Annotated in this window: 18 protein-coding genes and 3 tRNA genes; 12 read left to right on the top strand and 9 right to left on the bottom strand. The window is 62.1% G+C overall.

Features of this window, described 5'->3' with window-relative positions; translation table 11 throughout:
- Nucleotides 1-69 precede the first annotated feature (69 nt).
- On the bottom strand, nucleotides 70-408 hold the full coding sequence (locus tag JQ600_RS11825; RefSeq protein ID WP_027537227.1) for a P-II family nitrogen regulator: 339 nt from the start codon (nucleotides 406-408) through the stop codon (nucleotides 70-72).
- A 365-nt stretch (nucleotides 409-773) separates the two neighbouring features.
- On the opposite strand from JQ600_RS11825, the gene JQ600_RS11820 reads away from it, so the two are divergent.
- Nucleotides 774-2,273, top strand: a complete 1,500-nt coding sequence (locus JQ600_RS11820) for an NAD(P)H-hydrate dehydratase (protein WP_212263560.1) — start codon at nucleotides 774-776, stop codon at nucleotides 2,271-2,273.
- Between the two features lie 517 nt (nucleotides 2,274-2,790).
- Here JQ600_RS11820 and JQ600_RS11815 read toward each other — a convergent pair.
- Nucleotides 2,791-3,876, bottom strand: a complete 1,086-nt coding sequence (locus tag JQ600_RS11815) for an enolase C-terminal domain-like protein (RefSeq protein WP_212388934.1) — start codon at nucleotides 3,874-3,876, stop codon at nucleotides 2,791-2,793.
- 10 nt (nucleotides 3,877-3,886) lie between these two features.
- Nucleotides 3,887-5,215 carry a multicopper oxidase family protein gene (locus tag JQ600_RS11810; protein WP_212263558.1) on the bottom strand — a complete coding sequence of 443 codons (1,329 nt, stop codon included), beginning with the start codon at nucleotides 5,213-5,215 and terminating at the stop codon, nucleotides 3,887-3,889.
- 137 nt (nucleotides 5,216-5,352) lie between these two features.
- Here JQ600_RS11810 and JQ600_RS11805 point away from each other — a divergent pair.
- The 7 genes from JQ600_RS11805 to JQ600_RS11775 all read left to right on the top strand — a co-directional run bounded on the left by JQ600_RS11805 (nucleotide 5,353) and on the right by JQ600_RS11775 (nucleotide 13,473).
- Nucleotides 5,353-5,437: transfer RNA gene (locus JQ600_RS11805), tRNA-Leu, on the top strand.
- Nucleotides 5,438-5,601: 164 nt separating this feature from the next.
- A complete protein-coding gene (gene tig, locus JQ600_RS11800; RefSeq protein ID WP_212263557.1) occupies nucleotides 5,602-6,963 on the top strand; it encodes a trigger factor in 1,362 nt (453 codons plus the stop codon).
- A 248-nt stretch (nucleotides 6,964-7,211) separates the two neighbouring features.
- A complete protein-coding gene (locus JQ600_RS11795; RefSeq protein WP_192733466.1) occupies nucleotides 7,212-7,847 on the top strand; it encodes an ATP-dependent Clp protease proteolytic subunit in 636 nt (211 codons plus the stop codon).
- 429 nt (nucleotides 7,848-8,276) lie between these two features.
- A complete protein-coding gene (gene clpX / locus JQ600_RS11790) occupies nucleotides 8,277-9,551 on the top strand; it encodes an ATP-dependent Clp protease ATP-binding subunit ClpX (protein WP_027537232.1) in 1,275 nt (424 codons plus the stop codon).
- Between the two features lie 323 nt (nucleotides 9,552-9,874).
- Complete coding sequence (gene lon, locus JQ600_RS11785) at nucleotides 9,875-12,301, top strand: endopeptidase La (protein ID WP_212489928.1); 2,427 nt, start codon at nucleotides 9,875-9,877, stop codon at nucleotides 12,299-12,301.
- 105 nt (nucleotides 12,302-12,406) lie between these two features.
- Nucleotides 12,407-12,482, top strand: a tRNA-Val gene (locus JQ600_RS11780).
- 130 nt (nucleotides 12,483-12,612) lie between these two features.
- Entirely contained in the window at nucleotides 12,613-13,473 is an 861-nt protein-coding gene (locus tag JQ600_RS11775; RefSeq protein WP_212388932.1) for a class I SAM-dependent methyltransferase, read from the top strand.
- A gap of 53 nt (nucleotides 13,474-13,526) precedes the next feature.
- On the opposite strand, the gene JQ600_RS11770 is transcribed toward JQ600_RS11775, so the two are convergent.
- The 4 genes from JQ600_RS11770 to JQ600_RS11755 form a co-directional block, all read right to left on the bottom strand.
- A complete protein-coding gene (locus JQ600_RS11770) occupies nucleotides 13,527-13,694 on the bottom strand; it encodes a hypothetical protein (RefSeq protein WP_212413957.1) in 168 nt (55 codons plus the stop codon).
- A 120-nt stretch (nucleotides 13,695-13,814) separates the two neighbouring features.
- The gene (gene pepT / locus JQ600_RS11765; protein ID WP_212388930.1) at nucleotides 13,815-15,065 is read right to left on the bottom strand and encodes a peptidase T; all 1,251 of its coding nucleotides are present in this window, start codon (nucleotides 15,063-15,065) and stop codon (nucleotides 13,815-13,817) included.
- Nucleotides 15,066-15,097: 32 nt separating this feature from the next.
- A complete protein-coding gene (locus JQ600_RS11760; RefSeq protein WP_212388929.1) occupies nucleotides 15,098-15,328 on the bottom strand; it encodes a hypothetical protein in 231 nt (76 codons plus the stop codon).
- A gap of 108 nt (nucleotides 15,329-15,436) precedes the next feature.
- Nucleotides 15,437-15,736: an HU family DNA-binding protein gene (locus JQ600_RS11755; protein ID WP_212208117.1), complete on the bottom strand. Its 300-nt coding sequence runs from the start codon at nucleotides 15,734-15,736 to the stop codon at nucleotides 15,437-15,439.
- A 227-nt stretch (nucleotides 15,737-15,963) separates the two neighbouring features.
- On the opposite strand from JQ600_RS11755, the gene JQ600_RS11750 reads away from it, so the two are divergent.
- A tRNA-Asp gene (locus tag JQ600_RS11750) sits at nucleotides 15,964-16,040 on the top strand.
- Nucleotides 16,041-16,201: 161 nt separating this feature from the next.
- Here the strand turns inward: JQ600_RS11750 and JQ600_RS11745 are convergent.
- The gene (locus tag JQ600_RS11745; protein WP_212263550.1) at nucleotides 16,202-16,402 is read right to left on the bottom strand and encodes a hypothetical protein; all 201 of its coding nucleotides are present in this window, start codon (nucleotides 16,400-16,402) and stop codon (nucleotides 16,202-16,204) included.
- 138 nt (nucleotides 16,403-16,540) lie between these two features.
- A complete protein-coding gene (locus tag JQ600_RS11740) occupies nucleotides 16,541-16,768 on the bottom strand; it encodes a hypothetical protein (RefSeq protein ID WP_212489927.1) in 228 nt (75 codons plus the stop codon).
- A 508-nt stretch (nucleotides 16,769-17,276) separates the two neighbouring features.
- Here JQ600_RS11740 and JQ600_RS11735 point away from each other — a divergent pair.
- Genes JQ600_RS11735 through JQ600_RS11725 form a run of 3 tightly spaced genes read left to right on the top strand, consistent with a single transcriptional unit; the run spans nucleotide 17,277 to nucleotide 18,853 of the window.
- Nucleotides 17,277-17,642, top strand: a complete 366-nt coding sequence (locus JQ600_RS11735; RefSeq protein WP_212263548.1) for an NADH-quinone oxidoreductase subunit A — start codon at nucleotides 17,277-17,279, stop codon at nucleotides 17,640-17,642.
- Entirely contained in the window at nucleotides 17,633-18,229 is a 597-nt protein-coding gene (locus JQ600_RS11730) for an NADH-quinone oxidoreductase subunit B family protein (protein ID WP_192733457.1), read from the top strand. Before JQ600_RS11735 ends, JQ600_RS11730 begins: the two co-directional genes overlap by 10 nt.
- A 12-nt stretch (nucleotides 18,230-18,241) precedes the next feature.
- Nucleotides 18,242-18,853 carry an NADH-quinone oxidoreductase subunit C gene (locus tag JQ600_RS11725; RefSeq protein ID WP_212263547.1) on the top strand — a complete coding sequence of 204 codons (612 nt, stop codon included), beginning with the start codon at nucleotides 18,242-18,244 and terminating at the stop codon, nucleotides 18,851-18,853.

The following is an 18,853-nucleotide window of genomic DNA, read 5'->3' as shown; positions in this document are numbered from 1 at the left end:
AACGAAATCAGGCCGCCGAAGCAGCCCTTTTCTTGTTTTTCAGTCGCAAAATGCGGGATAGCACCCGGCTTAGATAGCGTCCAGCCCGGATTCTCCGGTTCTGATCCGGATCGCTTCTTCGATGTTGGAGACGAAGATTTTGCCGTCGCCGATGCGGCCGGTCTGGGCGGCGCGGCGGATCGCGTCGATGGCTTTCTCGACCAGTTCGTCTGATATCACGATCTCGATTTTGACCTTGGGCAGGAAGTCCACGATGTATTCCGCACCGCGATACAGTTCGGCGTGGCCCTTTTGCCGGCCGAAACCCTTGGCCTCGGTCACGGTGATGCCCTGCAGTCCGACCTCCTGAAGCGCCTCCTTCACCTCGTCGAGCTTGAACGGCTTGATGATGGCTTCGATTTTTTTCACTGAGCGCCTCCCGGGCATTACAAATTGCAGAGCAGATAGTTTCGATGTCGCGCGTGGCGCCGTCTGGTCGTTGATCCCTGATCAGGCCTCTAAACGCTCGCAATTGCCGCGAACGACGAAGGTCCTGAACCGGCTTCCTTACCGGCTTCCCCAAAAGCAGGGTCTATGCCAAGTTGTTAACGGGCCTGATTTTGGAATGTTATCAGACTTTTAACAGGCAATCGGCAGAGGTCGAACCGGACGCTGCATGATACCCAAGCCTAGCAAATAGGCAAACCGATCAATTGGTATGCAGCTATTGGAAAATTGGCTACGGCCGATATCGGAAATGCCTCCGGAAAAGGCTGATAGATCGAGGATTCGGCATGGAAGTTCTGACCACCACTGAGATGGAGCGCGCCGACCGAATGACCATTGCCGCCGGCACGCCCGGCTTCGCGCTGATGATGAGCGCGGGCCAGGCCGTTGCCGAAGCCGCGATGGAACTGGTCGAGGAGGGCGCGATCGTGGTGGTTGCCGGCCGTGGCAACAATGGCGGCGACGGGTTTGTCGCTGCGGCCGAACTGGCCGCGCGCGGCCGCGAGGTTTCGGTGATCCTGCTCTGCGAGCGGGACAGTCTGACGGGCGACGCGGCAATCGCGGCGAAGGGCTGGAAATACCCGGTGCTGCCGTTCAATCCGCAGGCGATCGGAAAGCCGGCGCTGATCATCGACGCGCTGCTCGGCGCCGGTCTCAATCGTCCCGTGAAGGGCGATCCGCTTGACATGATCGAGGCGATCAACGCCAACGGCGCGCCGGTCCTCGCCGTCGATCTGCCGAGCGGCATCAACGGCACCACCGGCGCCGTGATGGATGTCGCGATCAACGCCGTCGAGACCGTGACGTTCTTCCGCAAGAAGCCGGCGCATCTGTTGCTGCCGGGACGGATGCATTGCGGCCGCGTCCGCGTCGCCGACATCGGCATCGATGCGCAAGTGCTGGACGAGATCCGCCCGCAGACAACGGAAAACGTTCCGCAGGCCTGGCGGAGATGCTTTCCGGTGCCGCGTATCGATGGCCACAAATATGCGCGCGGTCACGCTGTCGTCGTGTCCGGCGACATGGCCTCAACCGGCGCGGCGCGGCTGGCGGCGCGCGCCGCGCTGCGGGCCGGCGCCGGACTGGTCACGCTGGCCTCGCCGCGCGAGGCGCTCGCGGTCAATGCTTCGGCCCTGACCGCGGTGATGATCCGCGCGGTCGATAGTGCGATCGAATTCGCTGACATGCTGAACGACAAGCGGCTCAATGCCTGCGTGATCGGACCGGGCGCCGGAATCAGCGCGCGCACGCGCGATCTCGTCCACACCGCATTGTCGGCGAAACGTCACCTCGTGCTCGATGCCGACGCGCTGACGAGCTTTGCGCAAGAACCGGAGCGCCTGTTTGAATCGATCAAGGCGTCCAGCGATCCGCAGGTGGTGCTGACCCCGCACGAGGGCGAGTTTCCGCGGTTGTTCAGCGACATCAGCAACAAGCATCCGGGCCGCTCCAAACTCGAACGGGTGCGTGACGCCGCCTTGCGCTCTGGCGCCGTGGTGCTGCTGAAGGGGCCGGATACGGTGGTGGCGTCACCCGACGGGCGCGCCAGCATCGCCGCCAACGCGCCGCCCTGGCTCGCCACCGCCGGCGCCGGCGACGTGCTGGCGGGGATCATCGCAGGGTTATTGGCCCAGGGCGTGCCGGCCTTCGAGGCTGCCTGTATCGGCGCCTGGATGCACGGCGAGGGCGCCCGCGAGGCGGGGCCGGGCCTGATCGCGGAAGATTTGACCGAAGTGCTGCCCGCGGTGTTCCGGCGGCTGTATGACGAGTTCGGGATTGAGTATTAGCAAAGAGCCAGATCATGACGCTCGATCTACGCCTACGCTCGATCAGTCCAAATCTGCGCGGCACGCGCGCGACGGATGGCGATATACATTTCTTGAGATCTCGATTGCCCGCCAGTTTGACACCTGATTGGCTCATGGCCCTTTTGGGAGGGCACGCGCTGGCGGGCGTTGGCTTCAGCTTGAACACGGATCACGACGAGTCTGGGATCGGAGCAGAAGTTATCTGGCTAACGCCGGAACAGATTGTGTCCGAGAGCGTCGAATGTGAGCCCGGGAAATCAGTGCTGTCCTATGGATTTCTCGCAGTAGGGGCGTGTGCGGAGGGATCAGGAGATCCATATTTTGTGGATCTCAGGAATTCTTCTAACGATCCGCCCCTTGTAAGGATTCCACATGACTACGCAGTTTCGGTCCCATATCCACGCGATAAAATTGAAATTGTGACTTCGAGCATGTCCGAGTTCTTTCGGAATTCCCATCTATGGGACGCCTAATCCGCCGACTGCCGAACTGTCCACTACGTCACCTGATATTTCGCCACCGCTGTCTCGTTCCATTCCAGCCCAAGGCCCGGACCTCGCGCGGTAACCGTGCCGTCGATGATCTCGGCAGGGTGGGCGAGGATGACGCGGGCGAAATCGAGGAATTCGAGCCAGTGCGCGGATGGCGTCACCGCCAGCATGTGGGCGCTGGCCTCAGCGAACAGATGGCTCGACACCGGAATGTTGGCGGCTTCGGCTTGCGCTGCGACTTGCAGCCAGCCGGTGACGCCGCCGCATTTCATCAGGTCGGGCATGATGAAGTCGCTGGCGCCGGCTGCGATCGCCTCGGCAAAGCCGCGCGGGAACCACCAGTTCTCGCCGGCCTGGATCGGCGTCGGCGAGGTCTCGCGCACCTTGGCGTGGCCTAGCAGGTTCTCCTGTGGCACCGGCTCTTCGATCCAGTGCAGATCATAGGGCTCAAGGCGAGCGATGCGCCGGCTGGCTTCCGCGGGATCGAGCGACTGGTTGAAGTCGATCATCAGCGCGATATCGGGGCCGAGCAAAGCGCGCACGGCCTTGACCACCCGCTCGTCATTGGCAGCGTCGCCGTCGCCGCCCTTGATCTTGATGCCGCGAAAACCCTGCTCCAGCGAGCGGCGCAGCGCCTTCTCGTCGGCGATCGGATCGACCACGCCATGACTGTCATAGGCCTTGATCGGCCGCGGCGCGCCACCGAGCAGCTCGGCCAATGGCCGACCGGCAATCTGGCCGAGCGCGTCCCAATAGGCCATGTCGAGGCCGGACACTGCCATGCCAACCAGGCCCTGCCAGCCGAGCAGGCGGAATTTTGCATCCATCGCCTTCATCAGATCAAACGGTGCAACCGGCTTGCCGACGAGTTCGCGCCCGATCTCCTCGATCAGGTGCACCAGCGGCTTCAGCGTCAGCTGGGCGTAGGCAAAGATGTAAGCGCGTCCGGTAACGCCTTGATCGGTCGCGACATCGATCAACACCATCGGTGCGGCATCGATCGTTGAGAAGGCTGTCTTCACCGGCCGTGCGATCGGCACCACGAGGCTTCGGGCGGTGACGCTGCGAATGGCGGGAACGGATACGCTCATGCTGGTCTCCTCATTCCACACTGTACCATCGCACCAGCCGGGGGGAGGCCCAATCGGTCGCGACGGATTCGATCAGCCAGCGTCCGGCATATTCGGCGGCAAAGGCGATGCGTTGCGTTTGGCCGGGTTCGATGGCCAGCGTATCCAGCCAGAACGGCTTCCAGCCGTCATCGAGCCGGTCGAGCAGCCGGAAATGATGGCCGTGAAGGTGAAACACCGTTGGGGTGGCGCCGCGGTTGTTCAGGGCCAGCACAACGGTGCGTCCCGCTTTGGTGCGGACCGCGGGCGCGGCGGTCGCAGTGAAGTTTGCCGGCGGCACCCAGTCGCCTTGCGGCCCGCCAAGGGTCAAGTCGGCCCGGGTTGCGCCCTTGAGGTCGAGTCGCTCCGGCAGACCGTTGGAAGGTAACGGCGGCGCCGGGGAAAGCGGGGCGGCGCGAACCGGCGGTTCACCCGAGACGATCAGCCTGCCGATAGGGCGGGCCTCCTTGCCGTCGTGGACCAGAATCGCTGCGGTGGTCCCGGCCGGCGCCGTCACATCGACAAAGGCATCGACGCGGCCGCCGGGGGGCAGCACCAGCGCGCCGTTGCGGGCCTGGAACGGCTCGGAGGGCTGGCCGTCGATAGCCATGACGCGGACGTCGAAATTCTCGATTTTCGCGGCGATAACAGACCGCTGGCAGCCGTTGATGAAGCGAATCCTGATCCGTTCATTGGTTCGCGCTGTAATATCGAGCGAAAGCCGGCCGTTGGCCGTCAAAACCGTTGTGGCGTCCTTGGGGTCTAACCCGGGCGCGATCGCGGTTCCGTCCGGGCGCAGCCGCCAGTCCTCGACCAGAAACACCTCGTCGCGATCGACGGCGACGGTCTCGCTTTCCCGGACCACCAATGCGCGAGCCCGCGATGGCCGTGCCTGGCCGTCGGCGAGAAGGGTCAGGTCACACAGCAGCGTTCCGGCATGTCGCAGCGGCAGTTGCAGGGTTTCCTTCACCCCGGCCACGAGCGGCGGGCGGGCCGTCAGCGATTCGACGCTCGCGGCCCCGTCGAGCCCCCGCCAATTGAGGGCAACGGGCTGCGGCAGCTCATTGGCGAGCGTGACTTCAACGGTATCGCCGCGTTTGAATCGCATTTCCGAACCGGCAAGTGACCAAACCGGCGTCTCCGGCGCCCCTGGCCGAAGCGCAACGACATCGGCTTTGGCTTGCAGCGCCAGCGCGGCGCGGCCTTGAGCAGAGCCAGTGGCGGGCCATATCGGGAGCAGGGCGGCAGCGCCCAGTCCGGCCATCAGCTCGCGTCGGTGCAGCAGGGATTTGGGGCTTGCCATGAGACCGATGCGGACCATTTTCTGGCGGCCCTGTCCAGCTGTGACGCCTTGCCTCGGGCGAGGGGGCGGAATGGCCATTTTTTTGCTGCGGACACGTGGGCGCATGTTATAAGCCCGCCGCTCGCGGCATCGCGGCCGGACTGGATGCTTTTTACGCGGGCGTGGCGGAACTGGTAGACGCGCTGGATTTAGGTTCCAGTGACGAAAGTTGTGGGGGTTCGAGTCCCTCCGCCCGCACCAAGCGCTCTATTCAAGCGTTTGCATGATGAATACTGGAGGGCCTGTTTCCCCGGTTGGGGAGTTGGGTCAGCCGAACCACCGGCGCAGGCTTTAAGGGCCCCGCGTCGACCCAATTGACAATGTCGGGGCCACGCGCCCTGCCGAAACGGAAGAAGATTGACGCCATGCAGGTCACCGAAACCCTCGTCGAGGGATTGAAGCACGAGTTCAAGATCAGCGTTCCCGCATCGGATCTCGATGCCAAGGCCGGCGCCAAGCTGATCGACCTCAAGGACAAGGTGAAGCTCAACGGCTTCCGTCCCGGCAAGGTGCCGGTGAGCCATCTGAAGAAAGTCTATGGCCGCTCTGTCATGGCCGAGACCATCGACCAGACCATCCGCGACACCAACACGCAGATCTTCACCGATCGCGGCTTCCGCCTTGCGACCGAACCGAAGATCACGATGCCGACCGAGGAAAAAGAGGTCGAGGAACTGCTCGCCGGCAAGAGCGATCTCACCTACACGGTGGCGATCGAGGTGGTGCCGACGATCCAGCTCGCCGACTTCAAGAGCTTTACCGTCGAGAAGCCGGTCGTCGACGTGTCCGACAGCGATGTCGATGACGCCATCAAGCGGATCGCGGACCAGAGCCGCCCCTATAACGCCAAGAGCGAAGGCGCGAAGGCCGAGAACGGCGATCGCGTCACCATCAACTTCACCGGCCGTATCGACGGTACGCCGTTCGAGGGTGGTACCGGCGAGGGCATCCAGGTCGTGATCGGCACCGGCCAGTTCATTCCGGGCTTTGAAGAGCAGTTGATCGGCATCGGCGCGGGCGAGACCCGCACGCTGAAGGTTGCCTTCCCGAAGAACTACGCGAGCGAAAAGCTCGCCGGCCAGCCCGCCGAGTTCGAAACCACCGCCACCGCCATTGAAGCCCCGGGCGAGACCACCGTCGATGACGAGTTCGCCAAGACGCTCGGCCTCGAATCGCTCGACAAGCTGAAGGAAGCCGCGCGCGAGCGCCTGGTCTCTGAATTTGCCGGTGCGACGCGCCAGCGCGTCAAGCGCGCGCTGCTCGACCGTCTCGACGAAAGCCACAAATTCGAGGCGCCGCCGTCACTGATCGCTGAAGAGTTCAATCTGATGTGGAACTCGATCAAGGCCGAAATGGAATCCAGCGGCAAAACCTTTGCCGACGAGAACACCACCGAGGACGCCGCCAAGGAAGAGTACCAGAAGATCGCCGACCGCCGGGTCCGGCTCGGCCTCGTGCTGTCGGAGATCGGCGAGAAGAACAAGATCACCGTCACCGACGACGAAGTCAGCCGCGCCGTGATCGAGCGAGCGCGGTCGATGCCGGGCCGCGAGAAGGAAGTCTGGGACTACTATCGCAACAATGCCAATGCGCTGGCCCAGCTTCGTGCGCCGATTTATGAAGACAAGGTGGTCGATTTCATCCTCGAACTCGCCAACGTGACCGAAAAGAAGGTTTCGCGCGAAGACCTGTTCAAGGACGAGGACGCTGAGAAAACTGCCGCTTAATCCCGGCACCTGATGTTAATGATGAACGGCGAAAGCGGCGGGGCTTCGGCATCCGTCGCTATGAGTTCGCCTGCGAATCAGTTTGAACTCGTCTAATCCAGCTCGCAATTGCTCGGCCTTGTGGCCGGGAAATTGGCTCATATCTGTGAGTTGTCTTTGAAGTTCTGCATCACGGGACGTTCGTCCACTTTTGGCAAATCAGCCGGCTTGCCGATGGATGTTCGCCCCAGCCAACCTTTGGGTGACTAATGCGCGATCCCGTTGAAACCTACATGAACCTTGTGCCGATGGTGGTCGAACAGACCAACCGCGGTGAACGCGCCTACGACATTTTCTCGCGCCTTCTGAAGGAACGCATCATCTTCCTGACCGGTCCGGTCGAAGACGGCATGTCGACGCTGATCGTCGCTCAGCTGCTGTTCCTGGAAGCCGAGAATCCGAAAAAGGAAATCTCGATGTACATCAACTCGCCGGGCGGCGTGGTGACATCGGGCCTGGCGATCTACGACACCATGCAGTTCATCCGCCCGCCGGTGACGACGTTGTGCACCGGGCAGGCAGCGTCGATGGGATCGCTGTTGCTGGCGGCGGGCCACAAGGACATGCGTTTCTCGCTGCCGAATTCGCGCATCATGGTGCATCAACCGTCCGGCGGCTTCCAGGGCCAGGCCACCGACATCATGCTGCACGCGCAGGAGATCCTGAATCTCAAGAAGCGGCTCAACGAAATCTACGTGAAGCACACCGGCCAGACCTACAAGGCGATCGAGGAAGCGCTGGAGCGCGACAAGTTCCTGACCGCCGACATGGCCAGGGACTTCGGTATTGTCGACAAGGTGATGGATAAGCGTCCGGAAGAGCCGGCGATGACCAAGACCCCGTAAGGTAACGGGTGGAGGTACCCACGCGTTGACCTTGACAGGTGGGCCCAATCGGCAAATTACGCTCTAAGCGGCTGCTTATGCCCGAACGTAGGCAGAAAGTTCCGCTTTCGTGCTGGTTTGGCGGCGTGGTAATCGCGCAACGCTTGGGTGATTTCGGTAACTTCTCCCCGTGCGAAGGCCGAAAATCACGGTATTGTCACGGTGTCCGCGCCGAGCCCGGTTAGCGAATTCTTGATAGTCGGGTGTCAGCATGGTTGGCTGTGAGGGATCGGGTAGGATCGCGGGGATTCGAGTAAACCGTGATTCGAACGGCGCGTACTGAGTTAAGGTCTTTTTTGGTACGGAATTTGCTCTATCTACTTTCAGGTCCGGTTTGGTACCGGAATGGGTCGATCGAGTGACGGGATCGAACGGCGGACGGAGAATAGAATGAGTAAGGTCGGCACGAGCGACTCCAAGAACACGCTGTATTGCTCGTTCTGTGGCAAGAGCCAGCATGAGGTCCGCAAACTGATCGCGGGACCCACCGTCTTCATCTGCGACGAATGCGTTGAGCTCTGCATGGACATCATCCGTGAGGAGAACAAGTCCTCGCTGGTGAAGTCGCGCGACGGCATTCCGACGCCGAAGGAAATCTGCAAGGTGCTGGACGACTACGTGATCGGCCAGAGCCACGCCAAGAAGGTGCTGTCGGTCGCCGTCCACAATCACTACAAGCGGCTCAATCACCAGACCAAGCACAACGACGTCGAACTCGCGAAGTCGAACATACTGCTGATCGGTCCGACCGGTTCGGGCAAGACGTTGCTGGCCCAGACGCTGGCGCGGATTCTCGACGTGCCGTTCACGATGGCGGATGCGACCACGCTGACCGAGGCCGGCTATGTCGGTGAGGACGTCGAGAACATCATCCTGAAGCTGCTGCAGTCGGCCGACTACAATGTCGAGCGCGCGCAGCGCGGCATCGTCTATATCGACGAGATCGACAAGATCAGCCGCAAGTCCGACAATCCGTCGATCACCCGCGATGTCTCGGGTGAGGGCGTGCAGCAGGCGCTGTTGAAGATCATGGAAGGCACCGTTGCCTCCGTGCCTCCGCAGGGCGGCCGCAAGCATCCGCAGCAGGAGTTCCTGCAGGTCGACACCACAAACATCCTGTTCATCTGCGGCGGCGCCTTCTCAGGCCTCGAGAAGATCATCTCCGCACGCGGCCGTTCGACGTCGATCGGTTTCGCGGCGCAGGTCCTGGCGCCGGAAGACCGCCGCACCGGCGAAATCTTCCGCCATGTCGAGCCGGAAGACCTCTTGAAGTACGGCCTGATCCCGGAATTCGTCGGCCGCTTGCCGGTCGTCGCGACGCTGGAAGATCTGGATGAGGCTTCGCTGAAGAAGATCCTGACCGATCCGAAGAACGCGCTGGTCAAGCAGTACCAGCGGCTGTTCGAAATGGAGAATATCGAACTCACCTTCGCCGACGAGGCGCTTGGCGCTGTCGCCCGCAAGGCGATCGAGCGCAAGACCGGCGCGCGGGGCTTGCGTTCGATCCTCGAAAGCATCCTGCTCGAGACCATGTTCGATCTTCCGGGTCTGGAAGGCGTCGAAGAGGTGGTGATCTCGCGCGAAGTGGTCGAGGGAACTGCCCGTCCGCTCTACATCTACGCGGACCGTTCCGACCGCGCCGTCGAGAGCAGCGCCAGCGCCTGATAGGCCCTGGTCCGGGATGGATTTCTGTCCCAAACAGGACGGCTGCCGGGACATTCCGGCGGCCACAGCGGCGTAGTTATTTCGCAGCAATCCTTTGGCGTTTAGCCCCATTTGGCGGGCATTTTTCGTGACTTGACACCCCCGTACCCGATAGCCACCTAATGCTGTCGGTGGCGAAGCTCATGCTTGAGATTCGTCGCCAAACGATCCGGAAATACAGGCTGCGAAGGTGGCTTGCAGCCCCGGAACCTCCCGGCACCTTGTGGCGGTTGCGCACAACAGGCGGACTGCGTGCAAGGGGGCACAACAAAAGGAATTAGGCCATGACGACCGCCAAACCCCGGCCATCTATCGTCCACGGCGAAAGCCACTCTTATCCGGTGCTGCCGCTCCGCGACATCGTCGTATTCCCGCACATGATCGTGCCTCTGTTCGTCGGCCGCGAGAAGTCGATCCGCGCGCTCGAAGAGGTGATGAAGAACGATGCGTTGATCCTGCTCGCGACGCAGAAGAACGCGTCCGACGATGATCCGAGCCCGGATTCGATCTACGAAGTCGGCACGCTCGCCAGCGTCCTGCAGCTGCTCAAACTGCCCGACGGCACCGTGAAGGTGCTGGTCGAAGGCTTGGAGCGCGCACGCGTCCAGAAATATTCCGACCGCAGCGAATATTACGAAGCCACCGCGGTTGCGCTCGCCGATACCGATGCGACCTCGGTCGAGGCCGAGGCGCTCTCGCGTTCGGTGGTGTCCGACTTCGAAAGCTATGTGAAGCTGAACAAGAAGATCTCCGCCGAAGTCGTCGGCGTGGTTCAGGCGATCACTGATTTCGCCAAGCTGAGCGATCAGGTCGCCCAGCATCTCGCCGTCAAGATCGCCGATCGCCAGGGCATCCTGGAGACGTTGTCCGTGACGCAGCGCCTGGAGAAGGTGCTGGGCCTGATGGAGAGCGAGATCTCGGTGCTGCAGGTCGAGAAGCGCATCCGCTCGCGCGTCAAGCGCCAGATGGAGAAGACCCAGCGCGAGTATTACCTGAACGAGCAGATGAAGGCGATCCAGAAGGAACTCGGCGACGACGAAGGTCGCGACGAGCTCGCCGATCTGGAAGAGAAGATTGCCAAGACCAAGCTCTCCAAGGAAGCGCGGGAGAAGGCGCAGCACGAGCTGAAGAAGCTGCGCCAGATGTCCCCGATGTCCGCGGAAGCCACCGTCGTGCGCAACTATCTCGACTGGCTGCTGTCGATCCCGTGGAACAAGAAGTCCAAGGTCAAGAAGGACCTGGTGGCCGCGCAGGAGGTCCTGGACAGCGACCATTACGGGCTTGAGAAGGTCAAGGACCGGATCGTCGAGTATCTGGCGGTGCAGTCGCGCGCCAACAAGCTGACCGGACCGATCCTGTGTCTGGTCGGACCTCCCGGCGTCGGCAAGACCTCGCTGGGCAAGTCGATCGCGAAGGCGACGGGCCGCGAGTTCGTGCGCGTGTCGCTTGGCGGCGTGCGCGACGAGGCCGAGATCCGCGGTCATCGCCGCACCTATATCGGCTCGATGCCCGGCAAGATCATTCAGTCGATGCGGAAGGCGAAGACCTCGAATCCGCTGTTCCTGCTCGACGAAATCGACAAGATGGGCGCCGATTTCCGCGGCGATCCGTCGTCGGCGCTGCTTGAGGTGCTGGATCCGGAGCAGAACGGCACGTTCGCCGACCACTATCTGGAGGTCGATTACGATCTGTCGAACGTCATGTTCATCACGACCGCGAATACGCTGAATATTCCGGGCCCGCTGATGGACCGCATGGAGATCATCCGGATCGCCGGCTATACCGAGAACGAGAAGGTCGAGATCGCGCGCAAGCATCTGATCCCGAATGCCATCTCCAAGCATGGCCTCGATTCCAAGGAATGGTCGATCGACGACGATGCGCTGCTCTTGATGATCCGCCGCTACACCCGCGAGGCGGGCGTGCGTAACCTGGAGCGTGAGCTCTCCACACTCGCCCGCAAGGCGGTGAAGGAGCTGATGATCTCCAAGAAGAAGTCGGTCAAGGTCACCGAGAAATCCCTCGAGGAATTTTTGGGTGTGCCGAAGTACCGCTACGGCGAGATCGAGAGCGAGCCTCAGGTCGGCATCGTAACGGGCCTGGCCTGGACCGATGTCGGTGGCGAGCTGCTCACGATCGAAGGCGTCATGATGCCCGGCAAGGGCAAGATGACGGTGACGGGCAATCTGCGCGACGTCATGAAGGAGTCGATCTCGGCGGCGGCGTCGTATGTCCGCTCGCGGGCGATCAACTACGGCATCGAGCCGCCATTGTTCGACCGGCGTGACATCCACGTCCACGTTCCCGAGGGCGCAACCCCGAAGGATGGACCGTCGGCGGGTGTCGCGATGGCGACCGCCATCATCTCGGTCATGACCGGCATTCCGGTCCGGCACGATGTCGCCATGACCGGCGAGATCACGCTGCGCGGCAGGGTGCTGCCGATCGGCGGCCTGAAGGAGAAGCTGCTGGCGGCGGCCCGTGGCGGCATCAAGACGGTGTTCATCCCCGAGGACAACGCCAAGGATCTCACGGAGATTTCCGATGCGATCAAGGGCGGCATGGACATCATCCCGGTCGCCCGGCTTGATGACGTCGTCGCCAAGGCGCTGGTGCGCCCTCCGGTGGCGATCGTCTGGGAAGAGGACACCAAGGTGCCGGTCAAATCCGACGCCACGGACGAAGCCGGTGGCGGCCTGACGGCCCACTGATCAGACAATGTGACAAAGCGGCGTCCCGTCCCCGGGGCGCCGCTTTTTTGTTAGGGCATCCCCGCTTGCGCCAAGGGGCAGGGCGGCGCTAAACAGGCGACTTAAGGGCGATTAGCTCAGTTGGTAGAGCGCTTCCTTTACACGGAAGATGTCGGCGGTTCGAGTCCGTCATCGCCTACCAGCCTTCGCGCTTCGCGCTACGGCTGGGCAAGCCAGCCAGGGTGCGAAGCGCGAAGGCTGTCTCGCCGTAGCTCGAAGAGCGAAGGCGGACTGTTCGTTGGACGACGCCTTTCATACGCGCGAGACACCACATGGACACCCCCACAGGCCACGAGCAGAACGCCGACCAGATAGCCTACTGGAACGGCCCGGCCGGGCAACGCTGGGCTGATCGGCAGGCGGAGCAGGACGTCGTGCTCGGGCCGGTCGCCGACCTTCTGATCGATCGCGCGAAGCCCAAACCGGGCGAGCGGGTCATCGATATCGGCTGCGGCAGCGGCGTCACCACGATTGCGTTTGCGAAAAAGGTTGCGCCGTCAGGACACGCGTTCGGCGTCGACATATCAGGCCCGATGCTGGAACGGGCGCGGGCGAGCGCGCCGAAGGATTTGCCTGTCGACTTCGCGCTGGCCGATGCCACCGTCTATCCGTTCGACCCCGCGAGCTTTGATCTATTGGCGTCGCGGTTCGGCGTGATGTTCTTTGCCGACCCGGTGGCGTCGTTTGCCAACATGCGCAAGGCGCTGCGACCCACGGGCCGGCTGGCATTCGCCTGCTGGCGCGAGCCGCGCGAAAACCCGTTCTTCATGGCGCCATTGCAGGCTGCCTATAAACACGTGCCAAAGCTGCCGCAGCAGGGGCCGGAAGATCCCGGGCCGTTTGCGTTTGCCTCGGAAGCGCGCGTGCGCCGCATCCTGAGCGAAGCCGGCTTTGCCGCGGTGGAAATGGAAGCCTGTCCGCTGTTGCTGGACGCCGCGATCGGCCGCGGCGTCGATGGGGCGGTGCAGGGTTCGCTCGAAATCGGCCCGGTGAGCCGCGCGCTGGACGGCCAGCCGGAGGAGCTTCGCGTTGCCGCAGCCAATTCGATCCGCGAAGCGCTGACGCCGTTCGCCAAAGGGGACGCGGTGCTGCTACCGGCCTCGGTCTGGGTCGTGACCGCGCGCGCCGGATAGTGCCAGCGCGGCGCGCTGCCCGCCGCGCCCCGTTCTACCTGCGAGCCAGCCGGCTACTCGACCGGCTTGCAATATTCCGTCGAGACCGTTGCCGATTGCCGGGTCTCGGAAACGAAGCAGAAATAGAGTTTTGCGCCTTTGCGCAGAAACAGTCCGGCGCCGCCGCTCGGCGTCGCCGAGGTTCCGGCGATTGCATAGTCCTGCGCGAGCAGGGAGCTCACGGTGACTTTTTCGGCCGAGGGTGCCGCAGTCTGCGCCAGGGAAGGCGCTGCGCCAGACGTGAACAACCACACAACACAGATCGAACTTCTGATTTTCACACTATCGCTCCCGCTCGTCAGCTAGGCCTTTTCTTCCCAGATCATCGCCAGATGCACGATGGTCTGCACGGCCTTTTCCATGTCTTGCACGCTGACCCATTCCAGCCGCGAGTGGAATGCGTGCTCGCCGGCGAAGATGTTGGGGCAGGGCAGTCCCATGAACGACAGCCGCGAGCCGTCGGTGCCGCCGCGGATCGAGCTGCGCACCGGCGTCAAGCCGGCACGGCGGATCGCCTCGATCGCGTAAGTGACGATTTCGGGGTGGCGGTCGATCACCTGCTTCATGTTGCGATACTGGTGCTTGACCTCCATCCGGTAGGTCGAGCGCGGATAGTCCTTCATCACGTCCTTGACGATGCCCTCCAGCAGCGCCTCTTTTTCCTTCAGGCCCTCGTTGGTGAAATCGCGCACGATGAAGCCGACGGTGGCTTTTTCCAGTGCACCGGAAATGCCGATCGGATGCAGAAAACCTTGCTTGCCTTCGGTGGTCTCCGGCGAGCAGGTTTCCTTCGGCAGGCGATCGACGATGGCGGCGGCGATCTTGATGGCGTGCTCCATCTTGCCCTTGGCAAAACCCGGATGGGTGCTGACGCCCTCGATGGTGATGGTGGCGCCATCGGCCGAAAACGTCTCGTCCTCGATATTCCCCGCGGTCTCGCCATCCATCGTGTAGGCGAAGTCGGCGCCGAGCTTTTTCAAGTCGACCTTGTCGACGCCGCGGCCGATCTCTTCGTCCGGCGTGAACAGGATCTTGATGGCGCCGTGCTTCACTTGCGGATTGTTGATCAGGAACTGCGCGGCATCCATGATCTCGGCGAGACCGGCCTTGTTGTCGGCGCCCAATAGCGTGGTGCCGTCGGTCGTGACGATGTCGTTGCCGATCTGGTCGGCAAGCGCCGGATGATCGGCGAATCGAATCACCTGCGTCGTATCAGCCGGCAGCACGATGTCGCCGCCACGATAATTGCGCACGATCTGCGGCTTGACGTCCTTGCCGCTGCAATCCGGCGAGGTGTCCATGTGCGAGCAGAAGCAGATCACCGGCACCTTCTTGTCTGAATTGGCCGGGATGGTCGCGTAGACATAGCCGTGCTCGTCGAGATGGGCGTCGGAGAGGCCCATCTCCCGCAGTTCGGCCGCCAGCACGCGGCCGAGGTCTTTTTGCTTCTCGGTGGAAGGGCAGGTCGGCGACGCCGGATCCGACTGGGTATCGATCACGACATAGCGCAGGAAGCGCTCGGTGACACCGTGGGTGAATTTGATTGTGGTCATGGCTGTATCGTAGCGCTCGAATTCATCTCGATCTAGCGTCGACGTATCAGCACCAGCAGAACCACCGCAATGGTGAAACAAATGACGGTGAGGCTGCCCCAGGCGATGCCGGCCTGTTCGAGGAATACTTCCCGCGATTTCGAATCATAGCAGCGGCCAAGTTCGTTGAAGCAGTCCCGCCAACGCCAGTAGCGTTCATAAAATGCGAGCCCGAAAAGGCAGCCGAGCCCCGCGCACAACCAACCCACCGCCGAGCGGATCATCGCAAAGTCCTCCAGACGGCAGAATTCCCGGCGGGCCTTCCTCAAAACAAAAGCGCCATTCCGGGCCCCCGGAACGGCGCTTGAATGTCGGACCTTAAAGCGCGTCGCTTAGACGGCTTCCTTGAGTTCCTTGGCCGCGCGGAAGGCAACCTTCTTGCTGGCCTTGATCTGGATGGCTTCGCCGGTGGCGGGGTTGCGGCCCATGCGGGCGGCGCGCTTGCGAACCTGGAGAATGCCGAGACCGACGATGCGGATGCGCTCGCCCTTCTTCAGGTGCTTGGTGATCATGGTGACCATGTCGCTCAGAATCGACTCAGCCTGCTTTTTGGACAATTCCTGGTCCTCAGCGATTGCCGCTGCCAGATGCTTCAGCGTGATCGTCGCCGGAGTCGCTGCTTTCTTCGCCATATTCGGCCCTCCTCGGTGATGAATGGCTTTACGGAAACTTAGGCGTATCAGGCCTTAAACGATTCGGGTGGCGGGTGCCTACGCTGTTTTGCCTGCAAATAGGCCGTTATTTGCATCGGCATCGCAAAAAGGCCCATTTGACAAGGGGATTCGCAACGTCCTTGACTAAAACAAGGAGGCCCTTTAAGTCCTCGCTTCTGCGCGGATCAAGACGTGATTACGCATCCGCGGGAGTAGCTCAGTTGGTTAGAGCGCCGCCCTGTCACGGCGGAGGCCGCGGGTTCGAGTCCCGTCTCTCGCGCCATTTCTCAATGGCTTAAAGACAAATCGCCCAATCGTCGGACTGGAACTCGGTCGCGCTCACACGCGTTCCGATAGTTCCAGCGTGCGTCAGAAGTGGCGGTGCGGCCAACAAAAAAGCCGCCCGAAGGCGGCCGTCTTGCCGGTGCTGAGAACGAAACCCCTTTAGCGGACCGCCGAGGTCTGCGAGCTGGTGATGACCACCGGCTTGCCTGCCTTCACGACCTGGGTCTGGGCCGTCTGGGTGTATTCCGAATTGGTGCGCGCCGAGATGCCGAAAGCTGCCACCGCGATACCAGCCACGAGCGCCACAACCACGATCTTCAGGTGGGTCGAACGGTCTGCCGAGTGAATTGAGTGGTTCATGTGATGCCTCCGAGGCGTCTATGCGCCATCTGATGGCGAGAGATGTACGCCCCGTCTGTTTCGGGACGGTTTCGTGGATTCCGTGAAATGGTTTCGTCCGGCGGGTTTTCGAGGCGATTTTGCGCCTTTTCGGCGTCCTTAGGCGGCCGGTCGGTTGGTGCGGCGAAGGCAAGTCGAGCGCTTAGACGTTAAATATAAGCAATAACAACAGGATAAATCCAAAACCGGCTCAACTGCCCGTTTGATGTCCTCGCGTATCGACTGCGCGGCCCAGCTGAACGGCGGCGCGCCGAGCGTGGTCGTGACCGCGGCCGACAGCAGCGCCCGGCTCACGGCATTGGCACCATCGTTGCTCTTCAGCGTCATTGACCCCGCCGACCGCCAGCGTTCCTATGCCCTTGGCCGAAGCAGATCGAGCTCAACAGGATGATCGCGGAAGCGGGCGCCTGCCTGCTCGGCCTGGCGACGGTCTTAAACGATCGCAAAGATCGGACCGAGATGACAGCTGGCCAGAAATGAAGTCGCGCCCGTACGGCGACCATGGTTCTGAACCCTGCATCAGCATGCACACCGTGAACAACTGACCGGCGAACCCCGACATTCTGTTGGTTGATCGGTAAACCCAAATGGGCCGCGCATGAGCAGGGTTCGGGCGAACGGATTGCGCGAGGAGCACGCCCAAAAAATGCTGCTAAGTGCAGGTCGGGTGGCGGCGGGTGCGCCCGGCTTTCCTGAGTTGTCCACGGCACGGTAGCGCCGGTTAGACCGTAAAAATAGCTTGTCTTGCGCCCTCTGTTGCGCTGCGCTAAGCCTCAAGAATAATTCCAATCAGCGAATCTGCGGCTGTCCGAAACCGCAGGAAAAGGTCCCGCCGATGAACGGCATCCTGCAGAATTACCTTCCACTTATGGTGTTTATCGGGGTGGCAAGCCTGATCGGTCTGGCGCTGTTGATTGCCCCGTTCCTCGTCGCGTTCCAGCAGCCCGATCCGGAAAAGCTTTCCGCCTATGAATGCGGATTCAACGCTTTCGATGACGCCCGCATGAAATTCGACGTCCGCTTCTATCTGGTGGCGATCCTTTTCATCATCTTCGACCTCGAAGTGGCGTTCCTGTTTCCGTGGGCGGTGGCTTTCGGCAAGCTCGGCGCCACCGGCTTCTGGTCGATGATGGTGTTCCTCGCCGTCCTCACGGTCGGCTTTGCCTACGAATGGAAGAAAGGCGCGCTCGAATGGGATTGAGCCCCACCGCCGTATCGCATGGGTCTTCGCCGGTGATCGCACCGGCCGCGACCGGCATTATCGATCCCTCGACCGGCAAGCCGGTCGGCGCCAATGACCCGTACTTCCTCGAGGTCAATCACGAGCTTTCCGACAAGGGCTTCTTCGTCGCCGCGACCGACGATCTCATCACCTGGGCGCGCACCGGCTCGCTGATGTGGATGACGTTCGGTCTGGCCTGCTGCGCCGTCGAGATGATGCAGGTGTCGATGCCGCGTTACGACGTCGAGCGCTTCGGCTTTGCGCCGCGCGCTTCGCCGCGGCAGTCCGACGTCATGATCGTTGCGGGGACGCTGACCAACAAAATGGCGCCGGCGTTGCGCAAGGTCTACGACCAGATGCCGGAGCCGCGCTACGTGATCTCGATGGGGTCGTGCGCCAATGGCGGCGGCTATTATCACTATTCCTATTCGGTCGTGCGCGGCTGCGACCGGATCGTGCCGATCGACATCTACGTGCCCGGCTGCCCTCCGACGGCGGAAGCGCTGCTCTACGGCGTGTTGCTGTTGCAGAAGAAGATCCGGCGCATCGGCACCATCGAACGCTAAGGTTTCAGGTCAATGGACGACGGCAAGCTCGACGCCTTGGGGCAGACGATTGTTAGCGCGCTTCCGGGTGCGGCCAGCGCCCACGCGGTCGCGTACAACGAGCTCACGATCACGGTCGACGCGACCAAAATCGTCGAGGTCGTTAAATTCCTGCGCGACGATCCCTCCTGCCGTTTCGTCAGCATCATCGACGTCACGGCGGTGGATTATCCCGGCCGCGAAAAACGCTTCGACGTGATCTATCACTTCCTGTCCCCGACGCTGAACGGTCGCCTCCGCGTGCGCGCCGAGGCCGACGAGACCACGCAGGTGCCCTCGATCATCGACGTGTTTCCCGGCGCCGACTGGTTCGAACGCGAATGCTACGACCTCTATGGCGTGATCTTCACCGGCCATCCCGACATGCGCCGCCTGCTGACCGATTACGGCTTCGACGGCCATCCGCTGCGCAAGGATTTCCCGCTCACCGGCTTCGTCGAGGTGCGTTACGACGACCAGGAGAAGCGGGTGTTGTACGAACCCGTCCGTCTCAACCAGGAATTCCGCAAGTTCGATTTCCTCTCGCCATGGGAAGGCGCTGACTATCCGCTGCCCGGCGATGAGAAGGCGGAGCCGAAGGCCTGA

This window comes from Bradyrhizobium sp. AUGA SZCCT0176 (assembly GCF_018130145.1).
Lineage (GTDB): Bacteria > Pseudomonadota > Alphaproteobacteria > Rhizobiales > Xanthobacteraceae > Bradyrhizobium.
Note: the sequence above shows the minus strand (reverse complement) of the source record. Positions and strands in the feature narration are given on the sequence as shown.